A 21,958-nucleotide genomic window follows, 5' to 3' on the forward strand; every position below is an offset into this window, starting at 1 on the left:
GGCATGGCCTGTCGACTGCCCGCGGCTCCCGGCGCGAAACCACCCGGCCGTCCGAGCCGCGGCCCCGCCTCGGTGAAGGCGCCGGCGGAGAGCCGCGCCTTCACCGGGGCGGGGCCGGTCCCCCGCGTCCGGCAGCCGTCGGTCCTCACGCGAGATAAGCCGTCGGTCCTCACGCGAGATAAGGCGAGGACCGCTCATCACCACCGGCTTCCGCGATGCCCTCCAGGTGCGAACGCCCCTTTTCAGGGGAGATGCAGAGGGCTCCGTTAATTCAGAGGACTCATGGGGTGGGTGAGATGGCGGATCTCGGGGGACCGATCACCGTCGGCGTCGAGGAGGAGTTCCACATCGTGGACGTCGAGACCCGGCGCCTGGTGCCACGGGGCGGTCTGCTGCTGCAGCAGTTGCCCGAGGACCGCTTCACCCATGAGCTCCAGCGTTCGGTGGTGGAGGCCAACAGCAGCCCTTTCGCAGATCTGGAGGGCCTCGGGCACGAGCTGGCGGCGCTGCGCCGTACGGTGATCCGCGCCGCCGACGGCCTGGGCCTGGGCGTCGCGGCGGCCGGGACCGTGCCGCTGGTGGACCCGGAGGCGCTGAAGATCTCCCCCGACCCGCGCTACGAGCAGATGCTCGCCGACTACCAGCTGCTCACCCGCGAGCAGCTGATCTGCGGGACCCAGGTGCACGCCGAGGTCGCCGACCGGGACCTGGCCATCGCCGTGGCCCACCGCCTGGCGCCGTGGGCGCCGCCGCTCCTGGCTCTGAGCACCAGTTCCCCGTACTGGCTGGGGTCCGACACCGGCTACGCCGGCTACCGCCCACTGGTCTGGCAGCGCTGGCCCACCGCCGGCCCCATGGCCGCCTTCTCCTCCGCCGCGGAGTACGACCGGATGATCGACGAGCTCGTCCGCTCAGGAGTGATCACCGACCCCGGCATGCTCTACTTCGACATCCGGCCCTCGGCGCACGTCCCCACCGTCGAGCTGCGCATCTGCGACTCCTGCCCCCTGGTGAGCGACATCCTGCTGATCGCGGGGCTGTTCCGGGCGCTGGTGGCCCGGGAGCTGGAGGAGATCCGCAACGGCTCCGACCATCCGATCCGGCTGGAGGTGGTGCGCGCCGCGACCTGGCAGGCGGCCCGTTCCGGGTTGGAGGGCGAGCTCGTCGACCCGGTCGAGCGGGTGCCCGCACCGGCCGCCGAGGTGGTCCGGCGGATGGTCGAGGGCCTGCGGCCGCAGCTGGAAGCGGCCGGCGACCGGGAGCTCGTCACCTCCCTGGCCGAGGAGGCGCTGGCCCGGGGCAGCTCCGCGGCCCGCCAGCGCGCGGCGTTCGCCCGGAACGGCCGGCTGGCCGATGTGGTCGACCTCGTGCTCGCCGAGACCCGTTCCGGGTGACGGCGGACGCCCGCCGTCTCCGGCCGCACCGTCCGGAGAGGGCGCGGCATCGATTCTTATGGACCGCAAGAGATCCGAGAACACACGATTCCCCTGGGAGTGACAGAGAATGTGCGGACTGAGCGGTGAGATCCGCTTCGACGGACGAGCCGCCGACATCGGCGCCGTGGACCGGATGACCGGCACGATGCACGACCGCGGCCCCGACGGCTCCGGCCTGTGGTCACTGGGCCCCATCGCCCTCGGCCACCGCCGCCTGAAGATCATCGACCTGTCCGACAAGGCCGCCCAGCCCATGGTCGACGGCGACCTCGGCCTGGCCGCCGTCTTCAACGGCTGCCTGTACAACTACCGCGAACTGCGCACCGAACTCACCGCCGCCGGCTACCGCTTCTTCTCCACTTCCGACACCGAGGTGCTGGTCAAGGCCTTCCACCACTGGGGCGCAGCCTGCGTCGAGCATTTTGCGGGCATGTTCGCCTTCGCCGTCGCCGAACGCGACACCGGCCGGCTCACCCTGGCCCGCGACCGGCTCGGCATCAAACCCCTCTACCTGACCCACGACAGCGCCCGGCTGCGCTTCGCCTCCACCCTGCCCGCCCTGCTGGCCGCCGGCGGCCTCGACACCACCATCGACCGCACCGCCCTGCACCACTACCTGACCTTCCACTCCATCGTCCCGGCCGAGCGCACGATCCTGTCCGGCGTGCGCAAACTCCCCGCCGCCACCGTACGCACCGTCGAACCCGACGGCACCACGACCGACCGCCGCTACTGGGACCCGCCGCACACCCGCGCGGCCCTGCCCGGCGCCGCGGGGTGGTCGGCCGGCGAGTGGCGCCAGGCCGTGCTGGAGCGGCTGCGCACGGCCGTGCGCCGGCGCATGGTCGCCGACGTACCGGTCGGCGTGCTGCTCTCCGGCGGCCTGGACTCCAGCCTGATCGTCGCGCTGCTCGTCGAGGAGGGCCAGCGCGGCCTGTCGACCTTCAGCATCGGCTTCCCCGCCGCCGGCGGCGAGTCCGGCGACGAGTTCGCCTACTCCGACCTGGTGGCCCGCGAGTTCGGCACCGACCACCACCGCATCCTCATCGACGACGCCCGGCTGGTGCCCGGCCTGGAGCGGGCCGTGGCCGCGATGAGCGAACCTATGGTCAGCCACGACTGCGTGGCCTTCCACCTGCTGTCGCAGGAGGTCTCCCAGCACGTCACCGTGGTGCAGTCCGGGCAGGGCGCCGACGAGGTCTTCGCCGGCTACAGCTGGTACCCGCCACTGGCCGGTCTGCCGCGCGAGCGGGCGGGCGAGGTGTACGCCCGGGCGTTCTTCGACCGCCCGCACGAGGCGCTGGCCGAGATCCTGACCCCCGCCTACCGGGTGGACACCGACGTCAGCGGCGCGTTCGTCCGCGACCACCTGGCCCGGCCGGGCGCCGAGAGCGCGCTCGACGCCGTGCTGCGCCTGGACACCTCCGTCATGCTCGTCGACGACCCGGTCAAGCGGGTCGACAACATGACGATGGCCTACGGGCTGGAGGCCCGCACCCCGTTCCTGGACCACGAGCTGGTCGAGCTGGCCGCGGCCTGCCCGCCCGGGCTCAAGCTCGCCTCGGGCGGCAAGGGCGTGCTCAAGGACGCCGCCCGCGGGCTGCTGCCCGCCGAGGTCATCGACCGGCCCAAGGGCTACTTCCCGGTCCCGGCCGTCCGGCACCTGCACGGGCCGTTGCTGGAGCTGGTGCGCGACGCGCTGAGCGGGCAGGCCGCCCGCTCACGCGGCCTGTTCGAGCGGGCCTACCTCGACCGGCTGCTGGCCGCGCCCGACGAACACCGCACCACGCTGGGCGCCAACGCGTTGTGGCAGGTCGGACTCCTGGAGATGTGGTTGCAGACCCAAGGAGTCCGATGACGGAGATCCCGGACGCCTCCCCCGCCCGGCGACGGGGAGACGGCGGGGACGCGGGAGTACCACCCGTGCGCCCTATGCCGGCGCCGAACCGCTGCCGGGCTCACCCGCCTCCGGCTCCCGATCCGGCTCGCCCGCCTCCGGCTCCCGATCCGGCTCGCCCGCCTCCGGCTCCCGGTCAGGCCTGCCCGCCTCCGGTTCCCGGCCCGGCTCGGCGAGCTGCTCGCGCAGGTAGTCCCAGAGCACGGCGACCAGCGCGGCCGCCGGGACCGCGAGCAGGCTGCCGACGATGCCCGCCAGGCTGCCGCCGAGTGTGACGGCGAGCAGGACCACCGCCGCGTGCAGGCCCAGGCCGCGGCTCTGCACCATGGGTTGGAAGACGTTGCCCTCGAGCTGCTGCACCACGACGATGATGGCCAGCACGATGAGCGCGTCGGTCAGGCCGTTGGACACCAGGGCGATGAGCACCGCCACGAAGCCGGCGAAGAAGGCGCCGACGATCGGCACGAACGCCGCCACGAACGTCAGCACGGCCAGCGGAAGCACCAGGGGCACGCCGATGATCCACAGGCCCAGGCCGATGAGCACCGCGTCCAGCAGGCCGACGAAGGCCTGCGAGCGGACGAACGCCCCCAGGGTGTCCCAGCCGCGCGTGGCGACGGCCGGGACGTCCGTTGCGAACCGGCCGGGCAGCTGGCGGGCCAGCCAGGGCAGGAACCTGGGGCCGTCCTTCAGGAAGAAGAACATCAGGAAGAGGGCCAGCACCGTGGTGACGACGCCGTTGAGCACCGTGCCCACGCCGGTGACGGCGGCGTTGACGATGCCGCCGACGCTGCCCTGGATGCGGGCCACCGCCGTGTCGAGCCCCTTGGCGAACTGGGCGTCGCCGATGTTCAACGGCGGACCGGCGGCCCATTCGCGCAGCTGCTGGATGCCGTCGACCACGCCCTTGGTGAGTTCGCCGGACTGGGACGCGACCGGCACGGCGATCAGCACCACAATGCCCGCCGCCACTATGAGGAACAGCACCGTCACCACCGACGCGGCCAGGGCCGGGCGCCATCCGCGCCGGCGCAGGAAGCGCGCGGGCGGCCAGGTCAGCGTGGTCAGCAGCAGCGCGACGATCACCGGCCACGTCACCGACCACGTCCGGCCCAGCGCCCACAGCACCACGGCGATCATCAGCAGGACCAGGAGCAGTTCCAGGGAGATGCGGGCCGAGGAGCGCAGTGCCGCTCGGGTCTTCGTGGAACTCAGCGTGGCAGGCATGAGATCACCTTAAAGTGCCCGATGGGCGAACCGCTCGTCGCAGGCGGGCCGGCGAAGCCGGAAGCACCCGACCGGCGGCGGGATCCGCCCGCCGCCCCCTCCGGCATCGGCCGGGGAGGCGGCGGCCGGCGCCGGAGCCGCCGGCCCAGGCGTCGTCACCGGGCCACGGCGCCGCCGCGTGGCGGCGCCGGCGTCCTACTCGAAGAGGGACGGGTCCCCGGTGCCCCGGCGGAGGATCTCCGGCTCGTCCTGCGAGAGGTCGACGACCGTCGTCGGGGTGGCGCCGCACTCGCCGGAGTCGACGACGGCGTCCACCACGTGGTCGAGCCGCTCCTTGATCTCCCAGCCCTGGGTCAGGGACTCGGCCTCGTCGGGCAGCAGCAGGGTGCTCGACACCAGCGGCTCGCCGAGCTCCGCCAGCAGCGCCTGCACGACGACGTGATCGGGGATCCGGACGCCGACCGTCTTCTTCCGGGGGTGCAGCAACCGCCGCGGCACCTCCTTGGTCCCGGGCAGGATGAACGTGTAGCCGCCGGGGGTCGCCGCCTTGACCGAGCGGAACTGCGCATTGCTCACATGCACGAACTGGCCGAACTGTGCGAAATCCCGGCACACCAGGGTGAAGTGGTGGTCGCTGCCGAGATCGCGGATCTCCCTGATCCGGTCGATCCCCTCCTTGTTGCCCAATCGGCATCCCAGCGCGTAGCCGGAGTCCGTCGGATACGCGATCAGTCCGTCCGCCCGCAGGAGATCGGCCACCTGGCCGATCAATCGGGGCTGCGGGCTGTCCGGATGCACATCGAAGTATTTCGCCACACCCCAGAGCTTAGAGACACTCGCGGGCCGCCCCGTGCGGGCCGGGTCCGGATCCGCCGGTCAGGCCGGGCCCCACTGCGCCCCGACACCGGCGCCGGAGCGCACCTTCGCGGGCACGGTCGAGGGGTCGTCGACCGTGTAGGCGTAGTAGGTGCGCGGTTCGACGACCGTGCCCGCCGTCTCGGGCACGCCCGAGTTCACGTAGACGTTGTCGCGCTGGACGGCCCTGCCCGGCCCGCTGTCGGCGTAGCCGCTCGCCGAGACGAGCGGGTGCGGGACGTCCTGGAAGTAGTTGCCCTCCACCAGCACGCCGGCGTTCTCGGTGGAGGCCACGCCGTACAGCTCGTTGCCCAGGAAGTAGTTGTTGAAGACGTGCACCGGCTCGCCGAACCGGATGCGGGGGTGGCGCTGGCGGCTGTTGTCGAAGAAGTTGTGGTGGATGGTCACCTTCAGGCGGCCCACGTCGGTGCCCGCGGCGCCGTCGGAGTGGCTGATCAGCATGCTCTTGTCGGAGTGGTCGAAGTGGTTCCACGAAACGGTGACGTAGTCCGCGCCGCGCACCACGTCGATGGAGCCGTCGACCGCGCCGGAGAAGGTGTTGTGGTCGATCCAGATGTGGTGCGACTCACGGCCGACGTTGATCGCGTCGTCCTCGGCGGCGGTGAAGCGGAGGTTGCGCACGATCACGTTGTACGACCGGTAGAAGTCCAGGCCGCCGCCGGTGATGTGGCCCGAGGTCCCGACCCCGATGATGGTCTTGTTGGGCCGCACCCCCTGCTTGCTGGTGATGGCGATGGTGCCCGCCACCCGGATGACGAGGGTCTCCTTGCTGTCGATGTACTCCAGGAACTGCTCGGCGTCGGTGGCGGTGACCGTACGGCCTCCGGCGCCTCCGGTGGTGCCGTTCCGGCCGAGGGCGTCGACGGCGGCGAAGCCGACGGGGCCGTCGGCCGCCGCGGCGGCCGGGGTGTGCACGGCGGCGAGCGCGGGTGCAGGGACGCCGCCGGAGCCGAGCAGCGCGGCGAGGGCGGCGGCCGCGACCGCCCCGGCCGCCGTGCGGCGGCCGGGGCGGTTCGTGCGGGCGGTGGCGGTCCGGATCACGGGTCTGCCTTTCGGGTGGGGGGCGTCGCCCGCCGGCGGGTACCGGCGGGCGGTGGGCGGGTGGAGCCGCCGCGGGCTAGAGGCCGATCTTCCCGACGCCGGCGCCCGCGGTGACGATCGCCGGGACGGCCGCGGGGTCGTCGACCGTGTAGGGGTAGTAGGTGCGCGGTTCGACGACCGTGCCCGCCGTCTCGGGCACGCCGGAGTTCACGTAGACGTTGCCTCGCTCGACCACCCGGCCCGGCCCGCTCTTGTCGTAGCCGACGTGCACGGGGTGGGCGACGTTCTCGAAGTGGTTGCCCTCCACCAGCACGCCGGCGTTCTCGGTGGAGGCCACGCCGTACAGGGCGTTGTTCCGGTAGTAGTTGTTGAGGACGTGGACGGGTTCGGCGAAGCGCACCCGGGGGTGGCGCTGGTCGGTGCCGTCGAAGAAGTTGTGGTGGTAGGTCACCCGGAGCTTGCCGATGTCGGCGGTGTAGGTGTCGGAGTGGCCGAGCAGCGCCGCCTTGCTGTGGTGGTGGAAGCGGTTCCACGAGACCGTGACGAAGTCCGACTCCCGTTTGATGTCGAGCAGGCCGTCGTACCCGCCGGAGAAGTCGTTGTGGTCGATCCACACGTGGTGGGCCTTGTTGGTGACGCTGACGGAGTCGTCCGAGGCGCCGGTGAACCGGATGTTCCGGATGATCACGTTGTTGCCGGGCCGGGTGGTCGAGCCGAGCTGGAGTCCGCCGCCGGTGATCTCCGCGGTCGAGCCCACTCCCAGGATGCTCTTGTCGGCGATGACGGTGATCATGCCGCCGAGCCGGATGCGGCCGGAGATCCGGATGACGTGGGGGCCGCGCCGCCCCGCGTAGTCCTTCAGCTCCGCCGCCGTGGTGACGGTCACCGTGGGGCCGCCGGCGCCTCCGGTGGTCCCGTTCCGGCCGAGGGCGTCGACCGAGGCGAATCCCATCGGGGTGTCGGCGGCGCGGGCCGCACCCGCACCGGCCTGCGGGGGGTGCGTGCCCGCCTGGGCGGTGGCGCCCGCGCCGGTGAGCGCGGCCGCGAGGAGGGCGGCCGAGAGTGCCGCCGCCAGGTGCCGGAGACCGGGGAGGCGGTGGGTGCCGTTCGTCATCTGCATCAGATCTTTCCGACACCGGCGCCGGCGGACACGATGGTCGGCACGTCGGCGGCGGGGTCCGCGGTGTACGGGTAGTGGGTGCGCGGCTCGGTCACGGTGCCGCGGGTCTCGATGGGGTGGTTGCAGGCGACGAGGATGTTGCCCCGCTCGACCAGGCGGCCGAGGTCTCCGCTGAAGTCCACCCGTCCCGGGTTGTTGACGCTGTAGAAGTAGTTGTTCTCGACGAGGACCCCGGCGTCGTAGGTGGAGGCGATGCCGTAGCTGTTGTCCCGGTAGTAGTTGTTGTAGACGTGGACGAGGGCGGCGAAGCGCACCCTCGGGTGGCGCTGGTCGGAGGCGTCGAAGTAGTTGTGGTGGTAGGTCACGCGCAGCCGTCCGATGTCCTGCGGCCCGGCGTCCTCGTCGTGGGAGAGCAGCAGCGTCTTGTCGTGGTCGTGGAACCGGTTCCACGAGACGGTGACGAAGTCGGAGCCGCGCTTGATGTCCACCGCGCCGTCGTCCCCGTTGGAGAAGTCGTTGTGGTCGATCCAGACGTGGTGGCTGAACATCTGCACGTTGATCATGTCGTCGGTGGCGCCGGAGAAGGCGAGGTTCCGGATGATGACGTTGTGCACGGCGTTCGCGGGCGGTGCGGTGACGTCGTCGTCGACGCGCAGGCCGATGTTCAGCCCGCCGCCGACCAGGGCCGCGTCCGAGCCCAGGCCGACGACGGTCTTGTCCGAGGTGACGTCGTGCATGCCGTCGGTCCTGCCGGTCGGCAGGGTGATCCTGCCGGAGACCTGGATGACGTACGGACCCGGCCGGGCGATGTAGTCGAGGAACTGCGCGGTGGTGGTCACCGTGACGGTGGGTCCGCCCGCCCCGCCGGTGGTGCCGTGCTGGCCCAGGGCGTCGACGGAGGCGAAGCCGACCGGGGCGGCCGCGCCGTACGGGGCGGCCGCCGGGGCCTGGGCGGCGCTCGCCGGCAGCGCGGTCAGGGCGGTCAGGGCGGTGGCCGCTGCGGTGGCCAGTGCCACCACCCGGTTGCGGTACCGGATGCGAGCCCTCCCGGCGGCGGGGCCCGGGGGCCGGGGGGAGGCGGACGGGCTGGATGTCATGGGTCGCTCTGCTTTCTGCATGCACCGGTGGCGGGGCCTGCGGTGCCTCGGCGGAGGGGGCGTCGCGAGCGGCCGGCCCGTCCGCACCCGTCCCCGGGCATGAGCGGTACGTCGGTCGCGGTGAAGGACCGAGAGAGGAAAGCGCTTTCCTTGACTACGGTGAACGTACGTTAACAACACCGGTCAGTCAATGGTGAGAACGCCGCGGATCCCCCGCCCCCGGGAGCCCGTCCCCGCGCTCCACCCCCGTCGCCGCAATGCTCCGCCGCAGCCGGTCACCCTTCCGCCCCACCCGGAGCCGCAGGTCGCGGCCGGTCCGCCGGGTCGTCCGGTGAGCTCCGCCGCGGCGGCCCACCGTCCCGCCCGTCGGCGCGGCGGGATCACGGCGGACCGCCCCCCTTGACCCGCCCCGCCGCGTGGCGTACAAGTGCGGAGAGACCGGATAGCGCTTTCCCTGACTCCGTACCCGCACATCCGGCCGGGCCGAGGCATGCCCGGGCGGTGCCTCGGAACTGGAGGTTCCACAGTGCGAAGCAGGAAAGAGCGCAGCGCCGGTCCGCTGCTGACCGCGCTCGCGGCCGTCACCGCCACGCTGCTCGGGGTGCTGACCCTGGTGGCGGTGCCCGGCGCGTCCGCCGCGACGCTGCTCGGCGACGACTTCGAGGACGGCGACGCCGCCGGGTGGTCGAAGTCCGGCGGGAGCTGGTCGGTGGTCGCCGACGGCTCCCGCGTGTACCGGCAGGGCGGCACCGGCGCGGACGCCAGGGCCGTGACCGGCGCCGGCTGGTCGGACCAGTCCGTGCAGGCGCGGGTGAAGCCGATCGCGTTCAACGGCGGCGGCAGGTACGTCGCGGTGCTGGCCAGAGCCCAGGGCACCGGCGCCTACTACTTCCTCGGGTTGAGCAACACGGGCTCGGTCGTGCTCGGCAAGCGGAGCGGCGGCGCACCCGCGACCCTCGACTCGGCCCCGGCGACGGTGACCGCGGGCAGGTGGTACACGCTCAGGCTGGAGGCGTTCGGCACGACGCTGCGCGGCTTCGTCGACGGCGTGGAGGTCGTCTCGGCGACGGACTCCGCCTTCCCCTCCGGCAGGGCGGGCCTCGCGGGCCACTACGCGAGCGCCGCGTTCGACGACGTGCTGGTGACCGACGTCCCCGGTACGGGCGGGCCGTCGGCCAGCCCCACGCCCACCCCCACGGTCACGGACACGCCGCCCCCGGGGTCCTGCGCCACCTCCGGCGCGCCCGCCGGGTTCGCCTCGGTGAACGCCTGGGGCCAGAACGGCACCACGGGAGGCGCCGGCGGGCCCACCGTCGAGGTCGACACGGCCGGTGAGCTGATCACCGCGATCGGGCGGAGCGGTCCGCTGAACATCTGCGTGCGCGGGATGATCAACGTTCCGGCGGGGATGCACGACGTCGCCTCGGACAAGACCATCGTGGGCATCGGATCCGGTGCGGGCATCAGCGGCGGCGGGTTCAACATCGGCCTGCCCGCCGACGACGCGGTCACCTCGCCGCCCGCGGACGCCGTGCACAACGTCATCGTCCGCAACCTGACGTTCCGCGGCGCCACCGACGACGCGATCAACGTGCAGATGTTCTCCCACCACGTCTGGATCGACCACAACGACCTGTGCTGCGGCTACGACGGGCTGGTCGACATCAAGCGCGGCTCGTCCTACGTCACCGTGTCGTGGAACCGCACGCACGACCACACCAAGAACATGCTGCTCGGCCATGACGACGACAACGGCGCGCAGGACACCGGGCGGCTGAAGGTCACCTACCACCACAACTGGTTCGACCGCACGCCGCAGCGCAACCCGCGGGTGCGGTTCGGCGAGCCGGTCCACGTGTTCAACAACTACTACGTCTACAACACCGACACCGGGGTGGCCTGCCAGGCCGACGCCGGCTGCCTGGTCGAGGGCAACTACTTCGAGCGGGTCGAGGAACCGGTGACGAACCACTACGCCGGGCCGTCGGGCAGGTGCGTCGCCCGCAACAACGTGTTCGCCGACGACTCGGGCCAGCCCGACTGCAGCGGGACGGTGCAGGAGGCGAGCGCCTACTACGGCTACACCCTGGACGATCCGGCCTCGGTGAAGGCGATCGTCACCGCGGGGGCCGGGGTCGGGAAGATCGGCGGCTGACCCTCTGCTGAGGGGTCCCGGCGGGCGGCACGCCCACCGGGACCCCGTTCCGTTTCCGGGGGACGCCGCCCCCGGCACCCGCGCGGCCCCGGCCTCCGCGACCGGGCCTCCGGCGCCTCCGGGCGGCCGTACGGCACCGCGGCCGGACCGGAGAGCGCTCTCTAAATTTTTACCGTAGATATTGACCGGAATTAACGTTCGCGCAACAGTAGCGTTAATCGGTCTTCATGCTGCAGCGACGATCGACCGCCCCTCGCCCCCCCACCGAGAGAGGCCTCGAATGAGCCGTCCACGCATGAGAAATCGCTCTCTGAGATGGATCCCGGTCATCATCGCGGCGCTGACGCTGCCGATGGCCGCCGTCGCCGCCAACGCCGCCGTCCCGCCCACCCCCTCCGGCTGGTCCCTGGTCTGGAGCGACGACTTCGACGGCGGCGCCGGATCCCTCCCCTCCTCCGCCGACTGGATCGTCGACACCGGCCACTCCTACCCCGGAGGCCCCGCCAACTGGGGTACCGGCGAGATCCAGCGCTACACCTCCGACCCCGCCAACCTGAGCCTCGACGGCGGCGGCAACCTGCGCATCACCCCGATCAAGAACGGGGGCGAGTGGACCTCGGGCCGCATCGAGACCCGGCGCGCCGACTTCAAGCCCGCCGACGGCCGCATCCTGCGCATCGAGGGCCGGATCCAGATGCCCGACGTCACCGGTGAGGCCGCGCTGGGCTACTGGCCCGCCTTCTGGGCGCTGGGCGGCCCCTACCGCGGCAACTACTGGAACTGGCCCGCCATCGGCGAGTTCGACATCATGGAGAACGTCAACGGGATCAACTCCGTCTGGGCCGTGCTCCACTGCGGGGTGAACCCCGGAGGCCCCTGCAACGAGACCACCGGCCTGGGCGCCAGCCGTACCTGCCCCGGGGCGTCCTGCCAGTCGGCGTTCCACACCTACCGCTTCGAGTGGGACCGCTCGGTCTCCCCCGGCCAGCTGCGCTGGTACGTCGACGGGCAGCTGTTCCACAGCCTCGGCCAGAACCAGTTCGACGCCGCGACCTGGAACAACATGACCTCCCACCAGGGATACTTCCTGCTGCTCAACGTGGCGATGGGCGGGGCGTTCCCCAACGCGCTGGGCGGGCAGACGCCGACCGCGGCCACGGTCTCCGGCCGGCCGATGCTCGTCGACTACGTGGCCGTCTGGCAGAGCGGCTCCGGCCCCGAACCCACCCCGACGGTCACCCCCACCGGCGACCCCGGCGGGGTGGACGCCCGCTCGACCATCCAGGCCGAGGCCCACCAGGCGCAGTCGGGCGTCATGGTCGAGTCCACCACGGACGCGGGCGGCGGGCAGAACGTCGGCGGGATCGGCAACGGCAACTGGCTGCGCTTCGACAACGTGCGGTTCGGGAGCACGGCGGCCACCCAGTTCAAGGCCCGGGTCGCGTCCGGGGCGGCGGGCGGGGTCAGCGGACTGGTCCAGGTGCGCCTGGGCAGCCCGACCGCCGCGCCGATCGGCGACTTCGCCATCGCCGACACCGGCGGCTGGCAGAGCTGGCGCACCGTCCCCGCCAACATCACCCCGGTGACCGGGACCCACACGGTCTACGTCACCTTCAGCAGCGGGCAGCCCGCCGACTTCGTCAACCTCAACTGGTTCTCGTTCGGCAACTGATCCCGGCCGGGCCGGTCGGGTCGCCGCCCGCGGTGGCCCGGCCGCCCCGGAGACTCAGAGCCTCAGCGGCAGCCGGGCCAGACGCCACATGCCCGGCAGCGGCTGCCGCGGGAGGTCCCCGGGCGGCACGGCCAGGGCGAGGTCCGGGAAGCGGCGCAGCAGCGCCGTCAGCGCCACCTCGCCCTCCTGCCGGGCCAGCGCGGCGCCCAGGCAGTAGTGCAGCCCGTGGCCGAAGCCGACGTGGTCCTCCCGCCGCCCGTCCGGTTCGCGGGTGATGTCGAGACGGTCGGGGTCGTCGAACACGCGCGGGTCGCGGTTGGCCCCGGCCAGGACGGCCATCACCGCCTCGCCCCGGCGGACCGTCATGCCGCCGATCTCGACGTCCTCGGCGGCGTAGCGCGTCCGGGTCAGGTGGACCGGACCGCACCAGCGCATCAGCTCGTGGACGGCGCGGGGCATCAGCTCCGGCTCGCGGCGGAGCAGGGCCAGCTGCCCGGGATGGGCGAGCAGGGCCGCGGTCCCGTTGCCGATCAGGTGGGCGGTGGTCTCGTGCCCGGCCAGGACCAGCGTCAGGACCATCGTGACCAGCTCGGCGTCGCCGAGCCGGTCGCCGTCCTCGTCGTGGACGTGGACCAGCCCGGTGAGCAGGTCGTCGCCGGGGTCGGCGCGGCGCCGTACGATCAGCTCCTCGATGTGTCCCACCATGTCGCGCAGCACCGCGCCGAACCCCGCCGGATCCGGTGCGAACAGCGCGGCGCCCCACTCCCGCCACCGCGGGCGGTCCTCCTGCGGGATGCCGACCAGCTCGCAGATGACGGTGATCGGCAGCGGGTAGGCGAAGTGCTCGATCAGGTCGGCGACGCCGTCCTCGGCCGCGGCGGGAAGCCGGTCGAGGAGGTCCTCGGCGATCTCGGCGACCCGCGGGCGCAGTTCGGCGACCCGGCGCGCGGTGAAGGCCCGGGAGACGAGCCTGCGCAGCCGGATGTGGTCCTCGCCGTCGGCGTCCAGGATGCTGTCCAGCACGTACCGCGCGTACTCCGGGGGGATGCCGCGCGCCCGGATCACCTGCTCGCGGATGTTCTCCACCTCCCGCCCGGGGACGTGCGCCGGGTCGTTGACGAACCGGGTGTCGCCCAGGACCGTCTTGACGTCGTCGTAGCGGGTGACGAGCCAGACGGGGGCGGCGGTGCCGGGGACGGTGCCGCGCACCAGCGGCGCCCGCTCGCGCATCCGCGCGAACCCGCCGTGCGGATCGTCCAGCAGCGCGGGGTCCATCAGGTCGAACGCGCCGGTCGCGACAGGACCTGCCGGAGTGCTCATGGTCTCCCCCTCGTGGATGTCAGGGTGGGTGTCAGGTGAGTTTCTGGCGGACGATCTCCTCGTGCAGCCGGTCGTGCAGGCGCCGGCAGAGGGCGACGACCTCGGGCGCCGCCGCGCGCGCCGCCTCGGCACCAGCGGGCGTCTCGAAGGCCGAGCGCACGACCTCGGCGAGCATGCCCGCCCTCGCCTCGATGCCCGGCTCATCCCCCGGTGCCGCCGGCCCGCTCATCAGGAAGCCGGTCAGGACCGCGGCGAACGCGTGGCGCTGCAGCCGGAGCGGGGGATCCGCGCGCACCAGGCCGTGCGCGCGGAGCACCTCGAAATAACCGTCGGCGACCCGCTCGCCGGTCTCGACGAGATCCCCGGCCAGCGCGGAGGCGCTCCTGCCCAGTGACTCCAGGCTCTCGGAGTCGGCCGTGAGGACCGCCCGGGCGACGGGGTCGTGGTGGATCAGCAGGTAGGCCGAGCGGGCCAGCTCGCCGGGCAGGACCGCGGAGGGGTCCGCCCGCATGTCGTCGATGAGGCGCCCGGCCATCCGCCGCTGGGAGCGCATCAGCACCGTCAGGAACAGTGCCTCCTCCGTGGCGAAGTGCAGGCGGACGGTGCCCTTGCCCATCCCGGTGCGGCGGGCGACGTCCTCGACGGTGACCCGCCGGTATCCCCGGGCGGCCAGCAGCTCGGCGGCGGCGTCCAGGATCCGTTCGGCCCGCCGGTCGCGCGCGGCCTCGGCCGGGGTCATGGAGGTCGTGCCGAGAGGTGTGTCGAGTGGTGTCACGTCGCGGAGTCTTCCTGGTGCGTTCGTCGGCGGTGTCCGGCCCGGCGGCCGGACGGGGGATCCGGTCGCCCCGTCAACCCTAGTTGTGCCCCTCCCGACCGCGGGGAAGGCCGCGGTGCGGCGCCCGGTGACGGATCCCGTCCCGCCGGGCGGCCTCAAGAAGCCCCGCCCGGCGCCGATGGGACCTCCATGACCGAGCACGTTCAATCCCTCGACGCCCGGGACAGGACCCTGACCGGGCTGCTGGAGTACCCGCACGGACGCGTCGCGGCGCTGGCGCCCGACGGACTCCGTGTGCCGGTGCCCGCGGCGCTGGGTCTCGGCGCCGACCGGTTGGTCCCCGTGCCGGAGGACGGGGCCAACATGCTGGAGCTGCTGCACCCGGACGACGTGGTCGCGGCCCTCACGACGTGGGAGCGCGCGGGCAGGACCGGAGTGGCGTCGCTCGACGCCCGGATGCGCGACGAGCCGGACCGCCGCTGCAAGGTGACCGCCATCGACATGCGGCACCGCTACGGCGTGTTCGTCTGCGTACTGGTGGACCTCGACGGGCAGGGGACCGCATCCGGCGGCGCCTCGACCGAGCAGTCGCTGGCGTCCCTGCGCCCGCGCTCCGCCCGGATGCTCAAGAGGTTCGACGGGGTCATCGTCGACATCGACGACCGGGTGACCCGGATGCTCGGCTGGACCCGGCAGGAGATGATCGGTTCCCGGTCGACGCGGTTCTTCCACGAGGAGGAGGTGCACCGCTCCATCACCGCCTGGCTCGACATGCTGGGCACCAGGCAGGGTTCGCGGTCGCGGCTGCGCCACCGCTGCGCGGACGGCGGCTGGCTGTGGGTCGAGATCGAGAACACCTACCCGGAGGCGGCCGAACTCGCGGACGCCGTCATCGTCAGCCACATCAGCGACGTCTCCGAGGAGATGGCCGCCTACGAGGCGCTGGGCCGGCGCGAGCACCTGTTCCGCCGGCTCGCCGAATCCCTGCCCGTCGGCCTGCTGCAGCTCGGGCGGGACGGTTCCGTCGTCTACGCCAACTCCCAGCTCGCTGCGATGTTCGGCACCGGTGCGGCCGGGACCGCCCGGGAGCGGCTGGCGAGCGTCGTCGGCGACGACCGGGCGGTGCTGGACGCGGCGCTCGAGGACGTGCTGTGCGGAGGCCCCGACCGCGAGATCGAGGTCACCGTCGCGCCTCCCGCGGCCCGCGGGAGGCGGCGCCGTTGCGCGGTGACCCTGGTCGGCCTGTCGGACGAGGAGGGCGCGCCCGGGGCGCTCGTCTGCGTCCGGGACATCACCGAGAGCGTGCGCTCGCGCGAGGAACTGCGGATCAGGGCGACGTTCGACCACCTCACCGGCTGCCACAACCGCGCCTCCAGCCTGGCGATCCTCGACCGGGAGCTGTCGGAGCAGGGCCGGCACCTCACCGGGGTGATCTTCATCGACCTCAACGAGTTCAAGTCCGTCAACGACTCCCTCGGGCACGCGGCCGGCGACGAACTGCTCGTGCAGGCCGCGGACCGGATCAGGGGGGTGATCCGCAGCGACGACGTCGTCGGACGGATCGGCGGGGACGAGTTCCTGCTGATCTGCCCCCGGCTCGAAGTGGCCGCGGAGGTGGCCGGCATCGCCGAACGGGTCGGTGAGGCGCTGGAGGGCGAGGTCGCGTTGTCGGCCGGTACGGCGCGGCTCAGCGCGGCCATCGGTGTGACGTGCTCCGCGCCCGGCTCCACGGGCGACGCCCTCATCGCGCAGGCCGACACGGCCATGTACGAGTCCAAACGCCGGCGGTCCCGGCGGCCGGTGCCGTTCGGCGAGGCCCTCGCGGGGGCGGACGCCGCACGGGAGCGCCTCCTGCCCCCGCCTGCGCCCGGCCGCTGATCCGCGGCGCGGGGCCCGGGTCCGGGGCACTCCCGGGCCCGGCGGGAAGGCCTCACCTCCGCCCCGCGGGGCCGGCCGGACGTGAGAGGCGCCGTCTGGCGGGCAGGAGCCGCGCATGACTACGCAATCCTTCTGGATCGAATCGGCGGCGGGCCGGCCGTACCCGGTGCTCACCCAGGACCTCGAGGTCGACGTCGCCGTGGTCGGCGCCGGGATCGCCGGGCTGAGCACGGCCTGGGAACTGGCGAAGGAGGGCCTGTCGGTGGCGGTGCTGGAGGCCGGGAGGGTCGCGGAGGGCGTCACCGGGAACACCACGGCCAAGCTCTCGGCCCAGCACACGATGATCTACGCCAGGCTGGCCAAGTCCGCCGGGGCGGAGACCGCCCGGTTGTACGCCACCTCCCAGACGGAGGCGGTCGAGCACGTGGCGCGGACCGCCGCCGAGCTCGGCATCGACTGCGAACTGGAGCGCCTCCCCTCCTACACCTACGTGGAGTCCGAGGACGGCGTCGAGGAGCTCCGCCGGGAGGCCGAGGCCGCCGCGGAGGCGGGACTGGCCGCGGAGTTCACGACCTCCGCCCCCCTGCCCTTCCCGGTCGCCGGGGCGGTGCGGGTGGACGGGCAGGCGCAGTTCCACCCCCGCCGGTACCTGCTCGGCCTCGCCGAGGCGATGACCGCCCGCGATGTGCGGATCTTCGAGGGCACCCGCGTCGTGGCGCTCGACGAGGGCGAGCCGTGCACCCTGCGGACCGAGGGCGGGGCGACCGTCACGGCCCGGGACGTGGTGGTGGCCACCCACTACCCGGTGTTCGACCGCGCCATGCTGTTCACCCGGATGAAGCCCCACCGCGAGCTGGTCGTCGCCGCCCCGATCCCGGTCGGCGCCGACCCCCGCGGCACGTTCATCACCACCGAGCAGAACACCCGCTCCGTCCGGACGGCGCCGTACGGCGAGGGCCGGCGGCTGCTGATCGTCACCGGCGAGCAGTTCGAGCCGGGCGCCGGCGGGGTGGGCGAGCGGTTCGACCGGCTGGCCGCGTGGACGGCCGAGCGGTTCGGCGCCGCCGAGGTCGCCTACCGGTGGGCGGCCCAGGACAACCACACCACCGACGGGCTGCCCTTCATCGGGCCGCTCCACCCCGGTGCCCGCCACGCCTACGTCGCCACCGGGTTCGGCGGCTGGGGCATGAGCAACGGCGTCATGTCGGGCCTGCTGCTGACGGACCTGATCCGCGGGCGGCAGCGGTCGTGGACGCGGCTCTACGACCCCCGGCGGCTGCACCCGCTCCGGGAGGCGGGACCGGCGCTGAAGATGCAGGCGGCCGTCGCCGCCCACTTCGTCGGGGACCGGCTGGGCACCGGACCGGCCGACGCGCTGGAGGAGCTGGACCGGGGGCAGGGCGCGGTCCTCAAGGTGGGCGGGAAGCGCTGTGCGGTCTACCGCGACGAGGACGGGCAGGTCCACGCGGTCTCGGCGGTCTGCACCCACCTGGGATGCGTGGTGGGCTTCAACGACGCCGAGCGCACGTGGGAGTGCCCCTGCCACGGCTCGCGGTTCGGCGTGGACGGCGCGGTCCTGCAGGGGCCGGCCACCGAGCCCCTCGACCGGATGGAGCTGCCGGACGCCGAGACGGAGCGTGAGGCGGCCGGGTGACTCCCCCGGGTACGGCGGTGCGCAGGATCAGGGGTGACGGGCTCGACCTGGCCGTCTACGAGCAGGGGGATCCGGCCCGGCCGACCGTGGTGCTGGTGCACGGCTACCCGGACGACCACCGCGTCTGGGACCCGGTCGCGGCGGAGCTGGCGGAGCGCTGGCACGTGGTCTCCTACGACGTGCGGGGGGCGGGGGCGTCGGACCGGCCGCGCGGGCGGGAGCCGTACTCCCTCGCGCGGCTGGCTGCGGACCTGGCAGCCGTGCTCGACGCGGTGGCCCCCACCGGACCGGTGCACCTGGCCGGACACGACTGGGGGTCCATCCAGGGCTGGGAGGCGGTGTGCACGATGCCCGGGCGGTTCGCGTCCTTCACCTCGATCTCCGGGCCCTGCCTCGACCATGTGGGCCACTGGATGCGCGGCGCCCGGCGCTCCCGGGCCGCCCGCCAGCTGCTGGCCTCCTGGTACATCGGGTTCTTCCGGCTGCCGGTGCTGCCGGAACTGGCCTGGCGCTCCGGGCTCGCCGGGCGGCTGCTCCACCGGGCCGAACGGCACCGTCCCTCCTCCGTCCGCGACGCGGTGACGGGCCTGGCGCTCTACCGGGCGAACGTACCCCCGCGGCTGGGCCGCCCGCTGGAGCGTCGCACGCAGGTGCCGGTGCAGGTCGTGGTGCCGTCCGAGGACGCCTACGTGACGTGGGCCGCCGCCGAGGCGGCCTGCCGGTGGGTCCCGGACATCCGGGTGCAGCGGGTGCGGGCCCGGCACTGGGTCCCGCTGACCCGTCCCGGCCTGATCGCCCGCCTCGTCGCCGAACACGCCGAACGAGCGGAGCACACCGGACGAGCAGGGCAGGCCGAGCGGGCGGAGCGGACCTGAAGGGCCGGACCCGCCCCGCCGGGGTGAGCCGCGTCCGCGGGCGGAGGGCCCGCCTCGGCGCCGGGCGGCCGGTCCCGCCCGCTCACCTCGCCCTGGGGCGGCCGCCCCGTCCCGAGCCGCGGAACAGGTCCCTGCGCTGCAGGAGGTAGGCGAGCTTGGCGGCGGTGACGCGGACCGCCTCCTCGTGGCGGTGGCGCTTGGCCGGGACGGTCGCGGCCCAGCGTTCGAGCACGCGGGCCATCTCGTCGGCGACCTCGCCGATCACCCGGTAGCGGGTGCCGAAGGCGTAGAGGTCGCCGTGGACCTCGTCGACCAGGTCCTCGTCCACCCGGCGGGTCAGCGGTGCGATCCCCTTGAGGATGCCCGCCTCCATCCCCGGGGTCACCGGGGCGCGGCGGGTGTCGCCGTCCGGGACCATGACCAGCGCCCGGACCCGGGCCAGGGCCAGGGCCCGCTCGGCCTGCGGGGTGGCGGGATGCTCGGCGAGGTCCAGCAGGCGGCGCAGGGTCTCCTGCGTCTTGTCGTCGAACATGGAGGAACCCGTTCCCGTCGCGTGGTGTCGCGCAAATGCTATTCGACCGGGACGCGGCGGCGACCGGGGACGGCCGATGGTAGACGGTGGACCGCCGTACTTCTCCCCGTCCGTCGAATCCGGTATCGCTCAGTAGATCGTCCCCCTTGTCCGGGTTTACCGGGTTAAAGTCCAGCCTTGTCGATTGATGACCCCTTTCCGGAGGGCGGGGGACGAAGGTGACGGGCGGGCGTGGATCCGATAGGCGATGAACTGCTGGAAGTCGTGGTGGCGGAGCTCGGGTACCGGGAGCGCCCCGGGCAGCACACCAAGTTCGGCGAGTGGTACTCGACCGCCGTGGTCCGGGACCCCCAGTACCGCACGGCCCCCTGGTGCGACATGTTCATCGCCTGGGCGGCGGACAAGGCGGACGTGGCGGACTACGTGGGCCGGTTCGCCTGGACCCCCTCGCACGCCCGCTGGTTCGAGACCAATGGCGCCTGGAGCGCCGAGCCGGAACCCGGCGCCCTGGTCTTCTTCGACTGGTCCGGCGGCGACGACATCAAGGGCGTCGACCACGTCGGCATCGTGGAGCGCGTCGACGGTGGAACGATCCACACGATCGAGGCCAACGTCGACCGGGTCTGGCTGAAGCGCAAGGTCCGCGACCAGGAGAAGGTCGTCGGCTACGGACTGCCGCGCAAGGTCAGGGAGAACAAGGAGAACCTCGCCCGGAGCGCCGTGGAGGACGGGGCGGCGCCGGCGGGCAGACCGGTCGAGGTGCGCCCCGCGGACACCGCCTCCCTGACCCTGTCCGATGCCGGAGGTGCGCTCCCGGTGCTCCTGGAGCCCGCCCCGCTGACGGTGCTGGCCTGCCTGGTGCTCGGCTGGACCTTCCTCGTGGCCCGGTGGCGGCCGCGCCCCGCTCCGGCCGGACGGCACCGGCGCTCCGGGCGCCGCCGCGCAGGAGCGGAACGCCGTCAGGATTTGATCGATTAGGTTAGGCAAAGCTAAGTTGGTCATGCAACCTCCTGACAGAAGGCGACCCCATGACCGTGAACAGCGCCCCGGCTCCCGAGCAGGCCAGGGAGATCCCGGCCTACCGCTTCTTCCACGTGCGAGTCCTGCGCTCGCACCGGCTCAGCCCGAGCTTCGTGCGGATCACCCTCACCGGTGACGATCTGGCCGCCTTCGCCCAGTGCGGTTTCGACCAGCGGGTCAAGGTGGTCCTCCCGCTGCCCGACGGCACCTTCACCCCGCTCGGCGACGACGACTCCTGGTACGGGCGCTGGCGGATGCTCCCCGAAGCGCTGCGCAACCCGATCCGCACCTACACCGTGCGCGCCGTACGGCCGGCGCTGCGCGAGCTCGACATCGACTTCGTCCTGCACGGCGACACCAGCCCCGCCTCCCGATGGGCCGCCTACGCCGCCCCCGGCCACCGGCTCGTGGTGCTCGGCCCCAACGCGGAGTGCCCCGGCCCGGTCGGCGGGCAGGAGTGGGCGCCTCCGCCCGGGGCCGACCGGCTGCTGCTGGCCGGCGACGAGACCGCGGTCCCCGCGATCTGCTCGATCGCCGAGACCCTCTCCTCCGAGGTGCGGGCCCGGATCCTGCTCGAGGTCCCCCAGGCCGCCGACGCGCTCCCGCTCGACGTCCCGCCGGGCGTGCGGGTCACCTGGCTCCCCCGCGACGGGGCCCGCCACGGCGACCTGCTGATCCCCGCGGTGCGCGAGGCGGTCCGCGAGCTCGCCGCGCCGGAGGTCTCCCCCGGCGCCGGGACCGCGCTGGAGGACGTCGACGTGGACGCCGGCATCCTCTGGGAGGTCCCCCAGCCCACCGGCCCCGCCGCGGGCGGGTTCTACGCCTGGCTGGCCGGCGAGGCCGGGGCGGTCAAGCTGCTCCGCCGCCACCTGGTGCAGGAGGCCGGGATCGACCGCTCCTCGGTGGCCTTCATGGGCTACTGGCGGCTGGGACGCACCGAGAGCGACTGAACCCTGTTCGAAGTCCGCTGCGGCGTCCCCGCCGCTCCGAGACCCGTGCGCGAGCAGGGGACGCGCCGCAGTTTCGCGCCGTGCTGGAGCGCATCCGCGTCCCCCGGCTCGGACCCGGCCGTCCCCGCACCCGCCCGGACCGCATCCGCGCTGACAAGGCCCGGCACGCGGTCGAGTGTGGCATCAACCGGCTCAAGCGCCACCGGGCGGTGGCCACCCGCTATGACAGGCCCGCCGTCCGCTACGAGGCCACCCTCCATGTCGCAGTGATCGGCGAGTGGCTGTGAGCCGCCCGCTGCCGCCTTCGATCCGGCCCGGTGGCGTGCGATGCTGAGGCGTTGCTGACCAGACGGCCGCTGCGAGGACCTCCGCCATGAGCACCGGCTCACCGCCGAGACCGATCACAGCGATATCGCGCGCGAGGCCACCATCT

Annotated in this window: 18 protein-coding genes; 10 read left to right on the forward strand and 8 right to left on the reverse strand. The window is 73.1% G+C overall.

The window, feature by feature from the left end; all coding sequences use genetic code 11:
* Nucleotides 1-296 precede the first annotated feature (296 nt).
* Together IEZ06_RS21650 and IEZ06_RS21655 are read left to right on the forward strand one after the other, a co-directional pair.
* On the forward strand, nucleotides 297-1,394 hold the full coding sequence (locus IEZ06_RS21650; RefSeq protein WP_189238520.1) for a carboxylate-amine ligase: 1,098 nt from the start codon (nucleotides 297-299) through the stop codon (nucleotides 1,392-1,394).
* 109 nt (nucleotides 1,395-1,503) lie between these two features.
* A complete protein-coding gene (locus IEZ06_RS21655; protein WP_189238521.1) occupies nucleotides 1,504-3,294 on the forward strand; it encodes an N-acetylglutaminylglutamine amidotransferase in 1,791 nt (596 codons plus the stop codon).
* Between the two features lie 72 nt (nucleotides 3,295-3,366).
* Here the strand turns inward: IEZ06_RS21655 and IEZ06_RS21660 are convergent, their stop codons facing one another.
* From IEZ06_RS21660 to IEZ06_RS21680, 5 genes are all read right to left on the reverse strand, one after another.
* Nucleotides 3,367-4,560 carry an AI-2E family transporter gene (locus tag IEZ06_RS21660; protein WP_189238522.1) on the reverse strand — a complete coding sequence of 398 codons (1,194 nt, stop codon included), beginning with the start codon at nucleotides 4,558-4,560 and terminating at the stop codon, nucleotides 3,367-3,369.
* A 195-nt stretch (nucleotides 4,561-4,755) separates the two neighbouring features.
* Nucleotides 4,756-5,376, reverse strand: coding sequence for an L-threonylcarbamoyladenylate synthase (locus tag IEZ06_RS21665; RefSeq protein WP_189238523.1), 621 nt, complete (start codon nucleotides 5,374-5,376; stop codon nucleotides 4,756-4,758).
* Between the two features lie 60 nt (nucleotides 5,377-5,436).
* Complete coding sequence (locus IEZ06_RS21670) at nucleotides 5,437-6,477, reverse strand: pectate lyase family protein (RefSeq protein ID WP_203872055.1); 1,041 nt, start codon at nucleotides 6,475-6,477, stop codon at nucleotides 5,437-5,439.
* A 76-nt stretch (nucleotides 6,478-6,553) separates the two neighbouring features.
* Nucleotides 6,554-7,597, reverse strand: a complete 1,044-nt coding sequence (locus IEZ06_RS21675; RefSeq protein ID WP_203872054.1) for a pectate lyase family protein — start codon at nucleotides 7,595-7,597, stop codon at nucleotides 6,554-6,556.
* The gene (locus IEZ06_RS21680) at nucleotides 7,597-8,694 is read right to left on the reverse strand and encodes a pectate lyase family protein (protein WP_189238524.1); all 1,098 of its coding nucleotides are present in this window, start codon (nucleotides 8,692-8,694) and stop codon (nucleotides 7,597-7,599) included. Before IEZ06_RS21680 ends, IEZ06_RS21675 begins: the two co-directional genes overlap by 1 nt.
* 526 nt (nucleotides 8,695-9,220) lie before the next feature.
* Between IEZ06_RS21680 and IEZ06_RS21685 the strand changes: the two genes are divergently transcribed.
* A complete protein-coding gene (locus tag IEZ06_RS21685) occupies nucleotides 9,221-10,849 on the forward strand; it encodes a pectate lyase family protein (RefSeq protein WP_229798507.1) in 1,629 nt (542 codons plus the stop codon).
* 295 nt (nucleotides 10,850-11,144) lie between these two features.
* Complete coding sequence (locus tag IEZ06_RS21690) at nucleotides 11,145-12,521, forward strand: glycoside hydrolase family 16 protein (RefSeq protein ID WP_189238526.1); 1,377 nt, start codon at nucleotides 11,145-11,147, stop codon at nucleotides 12,519-12,521.
* Between the two features lie 54 nt (nucleotides 12,522-12,575).
* On the opposite strand, the gene IEZ06_RS21695 is transcribed toward IEZ06_RS21690, so the two are convergent.
* Together IEZ06_RS21695 and IEZ06_RS21700 are read right to left on the reverse strand one after the other, a co-directional pair.
* Nucleotides 12,576-13,841: a cytochrome P450 family protein gene (locus IEZ06_RS21695; RefSeq protein ID WP_189238527.1), complete on the reverse strand. Its 1,266-nt coding sequence runs from the start codon at nucleotides 13,839-13,841 to the stop codon at nucleotides 12,576-12,578.
* Nucleotides 13,842-13,872: 31 nt separating this feature from the next.
* On the reverse strand, nucleotides 13,873-14,616 hold the full coding sequence (locus tag IEZ06_RS21700) for a TetR/AcrR family transcriptional regulator (protein ID WP_229798508.1): 744 nt from the start codon (nucleotides 14,614-14,616) through the stop codon (nucleotides 13,873-13,875).
* A 189-nt stretch (nucleotides 14,617-14,805) separates the two neighbouring features.
* On the opposite strand from IEZ06_RS21700, the gene IEZ06_RS21705 reads away from it, so the two are divergent.
* From IEZ06_RS21705 to IEZ06_RS21715, 3 genes are all read left to right on the forward strand, one after another.
* Complete coding sequence (locus IEZ06_RS21705; protein WP_189238528.1) at nucleotides 14,806-16,494, forward strand: diguanylate cyclase domain-containing protein; 1,689 nt, start codon at nucleotides 14,806-14,808, stop codon at nucleotides 16,492-16,494.
* 115 nt (nucleotides 16,495-16,609) lie between these two features.
* Nucleotides 16,610-18,148 carry an FAD-dependent oxidoreductase gene (locus IEZ06_RS21710; RefSeq protein WP_189238529.1) on the forward strand — a complete coding sequence of 513 codons (1,539 nt, stop codon included), beginning with the start codon at nucleotides 16,610-16,612 and terminating at the stop codon, nucleotides 18,146-18,148.
* On the forward strand, nucleotides 18,145-19,023 hold the full coding sequence (locus IEZ06_RS21715; RefSeq protein ID WP_203872053.1) for an alpha/beta fold hydrolase: 879 nt from the start codon (nucleotides 18,145-18,147) through the stop codon (nucleotides 19,021-19,023). Before IEZ06_RS21710 ends, IEZ06_RS21715 begins: the two co-directional genes overlap by 4 nt.
* 82 nt (nucleotides 19,024-19,105) lie before the next feature.
* Here the strand turns inward: IEZ06_RS21715 and IEZ06_RS21720 are convergent, their stop codons facing one another.
* Complete coding sequence (locus IEZ06_RS21720; RefSeq protein WP_189238530.1) at nucleotides 19,106-19,555, reverse strand: hypothetical protein; 450 nt, start codon at nucleotides 19,553-19,555, stop codon at nucleotides 19,106-19,108.
* 231 nt (nucleotides 19,556-19,786) lie between these two features.
* Here IEZ06_RS21720 and IEZ06_RS21725 point away from each other — a divergent pair, with 231 nt between their 5' ends.
* The 3 genes from IEZ06_RS21725 (at nucleotide 19,787) to IEZ06_RS21735 (ending at nucleotide 21,812) form a co-directional block, all read left to right on the forward strand.
* Nucleotides 19,787-20,533 carry a CHAP domain-containing protein gene (locus IEZ06_RS21725; RefSeq protein WP_189238531.1) on the forward strand — a complete coding sequence of 249 codons (747 nt, stop codon included), beginning with the start codon at nucleotides 19,787-19,789 and terminating at the stop codon, nucleotides 20,531-20,533.
* Between the two features lie 50 nt (nucleotides 20,534-20,583).
* The gene (locus IEZ06_RS21730) at nucleotides 20,584-21,525 is read left to right on the forward strand and encodes a siderophore-interacting protein (RefSeq protein ID WP_189238532.1); all 942 of its coding nucleotides are present in this window, start codon (nucleotides 20,584-20,586) and stop codon (nucleotides 21,523-21,525) included.
* An 80-nt stretch (nucleotides 21,526-21,605) separates the two neighbouring features.
* Nucleotides 21,606-21,812, forward strand: a complete 207-nt coding sequence (locus IEZ06_RS21735) for a hypothetical protein (RefSeq protein WP_203872052.1) — start codon at nucleotides 21,606-21,608, stop codon at nucleotides 21,810-21,812.
* Nucleotides 21,813-21,958: the final 146 nt, after the last annotated feature.

Source organism: Planomonospora antibiotica (assembly GCF_014647955.1).
Lineage (GTDB): Bacteria > Actinomycetota > Actinomycetes > Streptosporangiales > Streptosporangiaceae > Planomonospora > Planomonospora parontospora.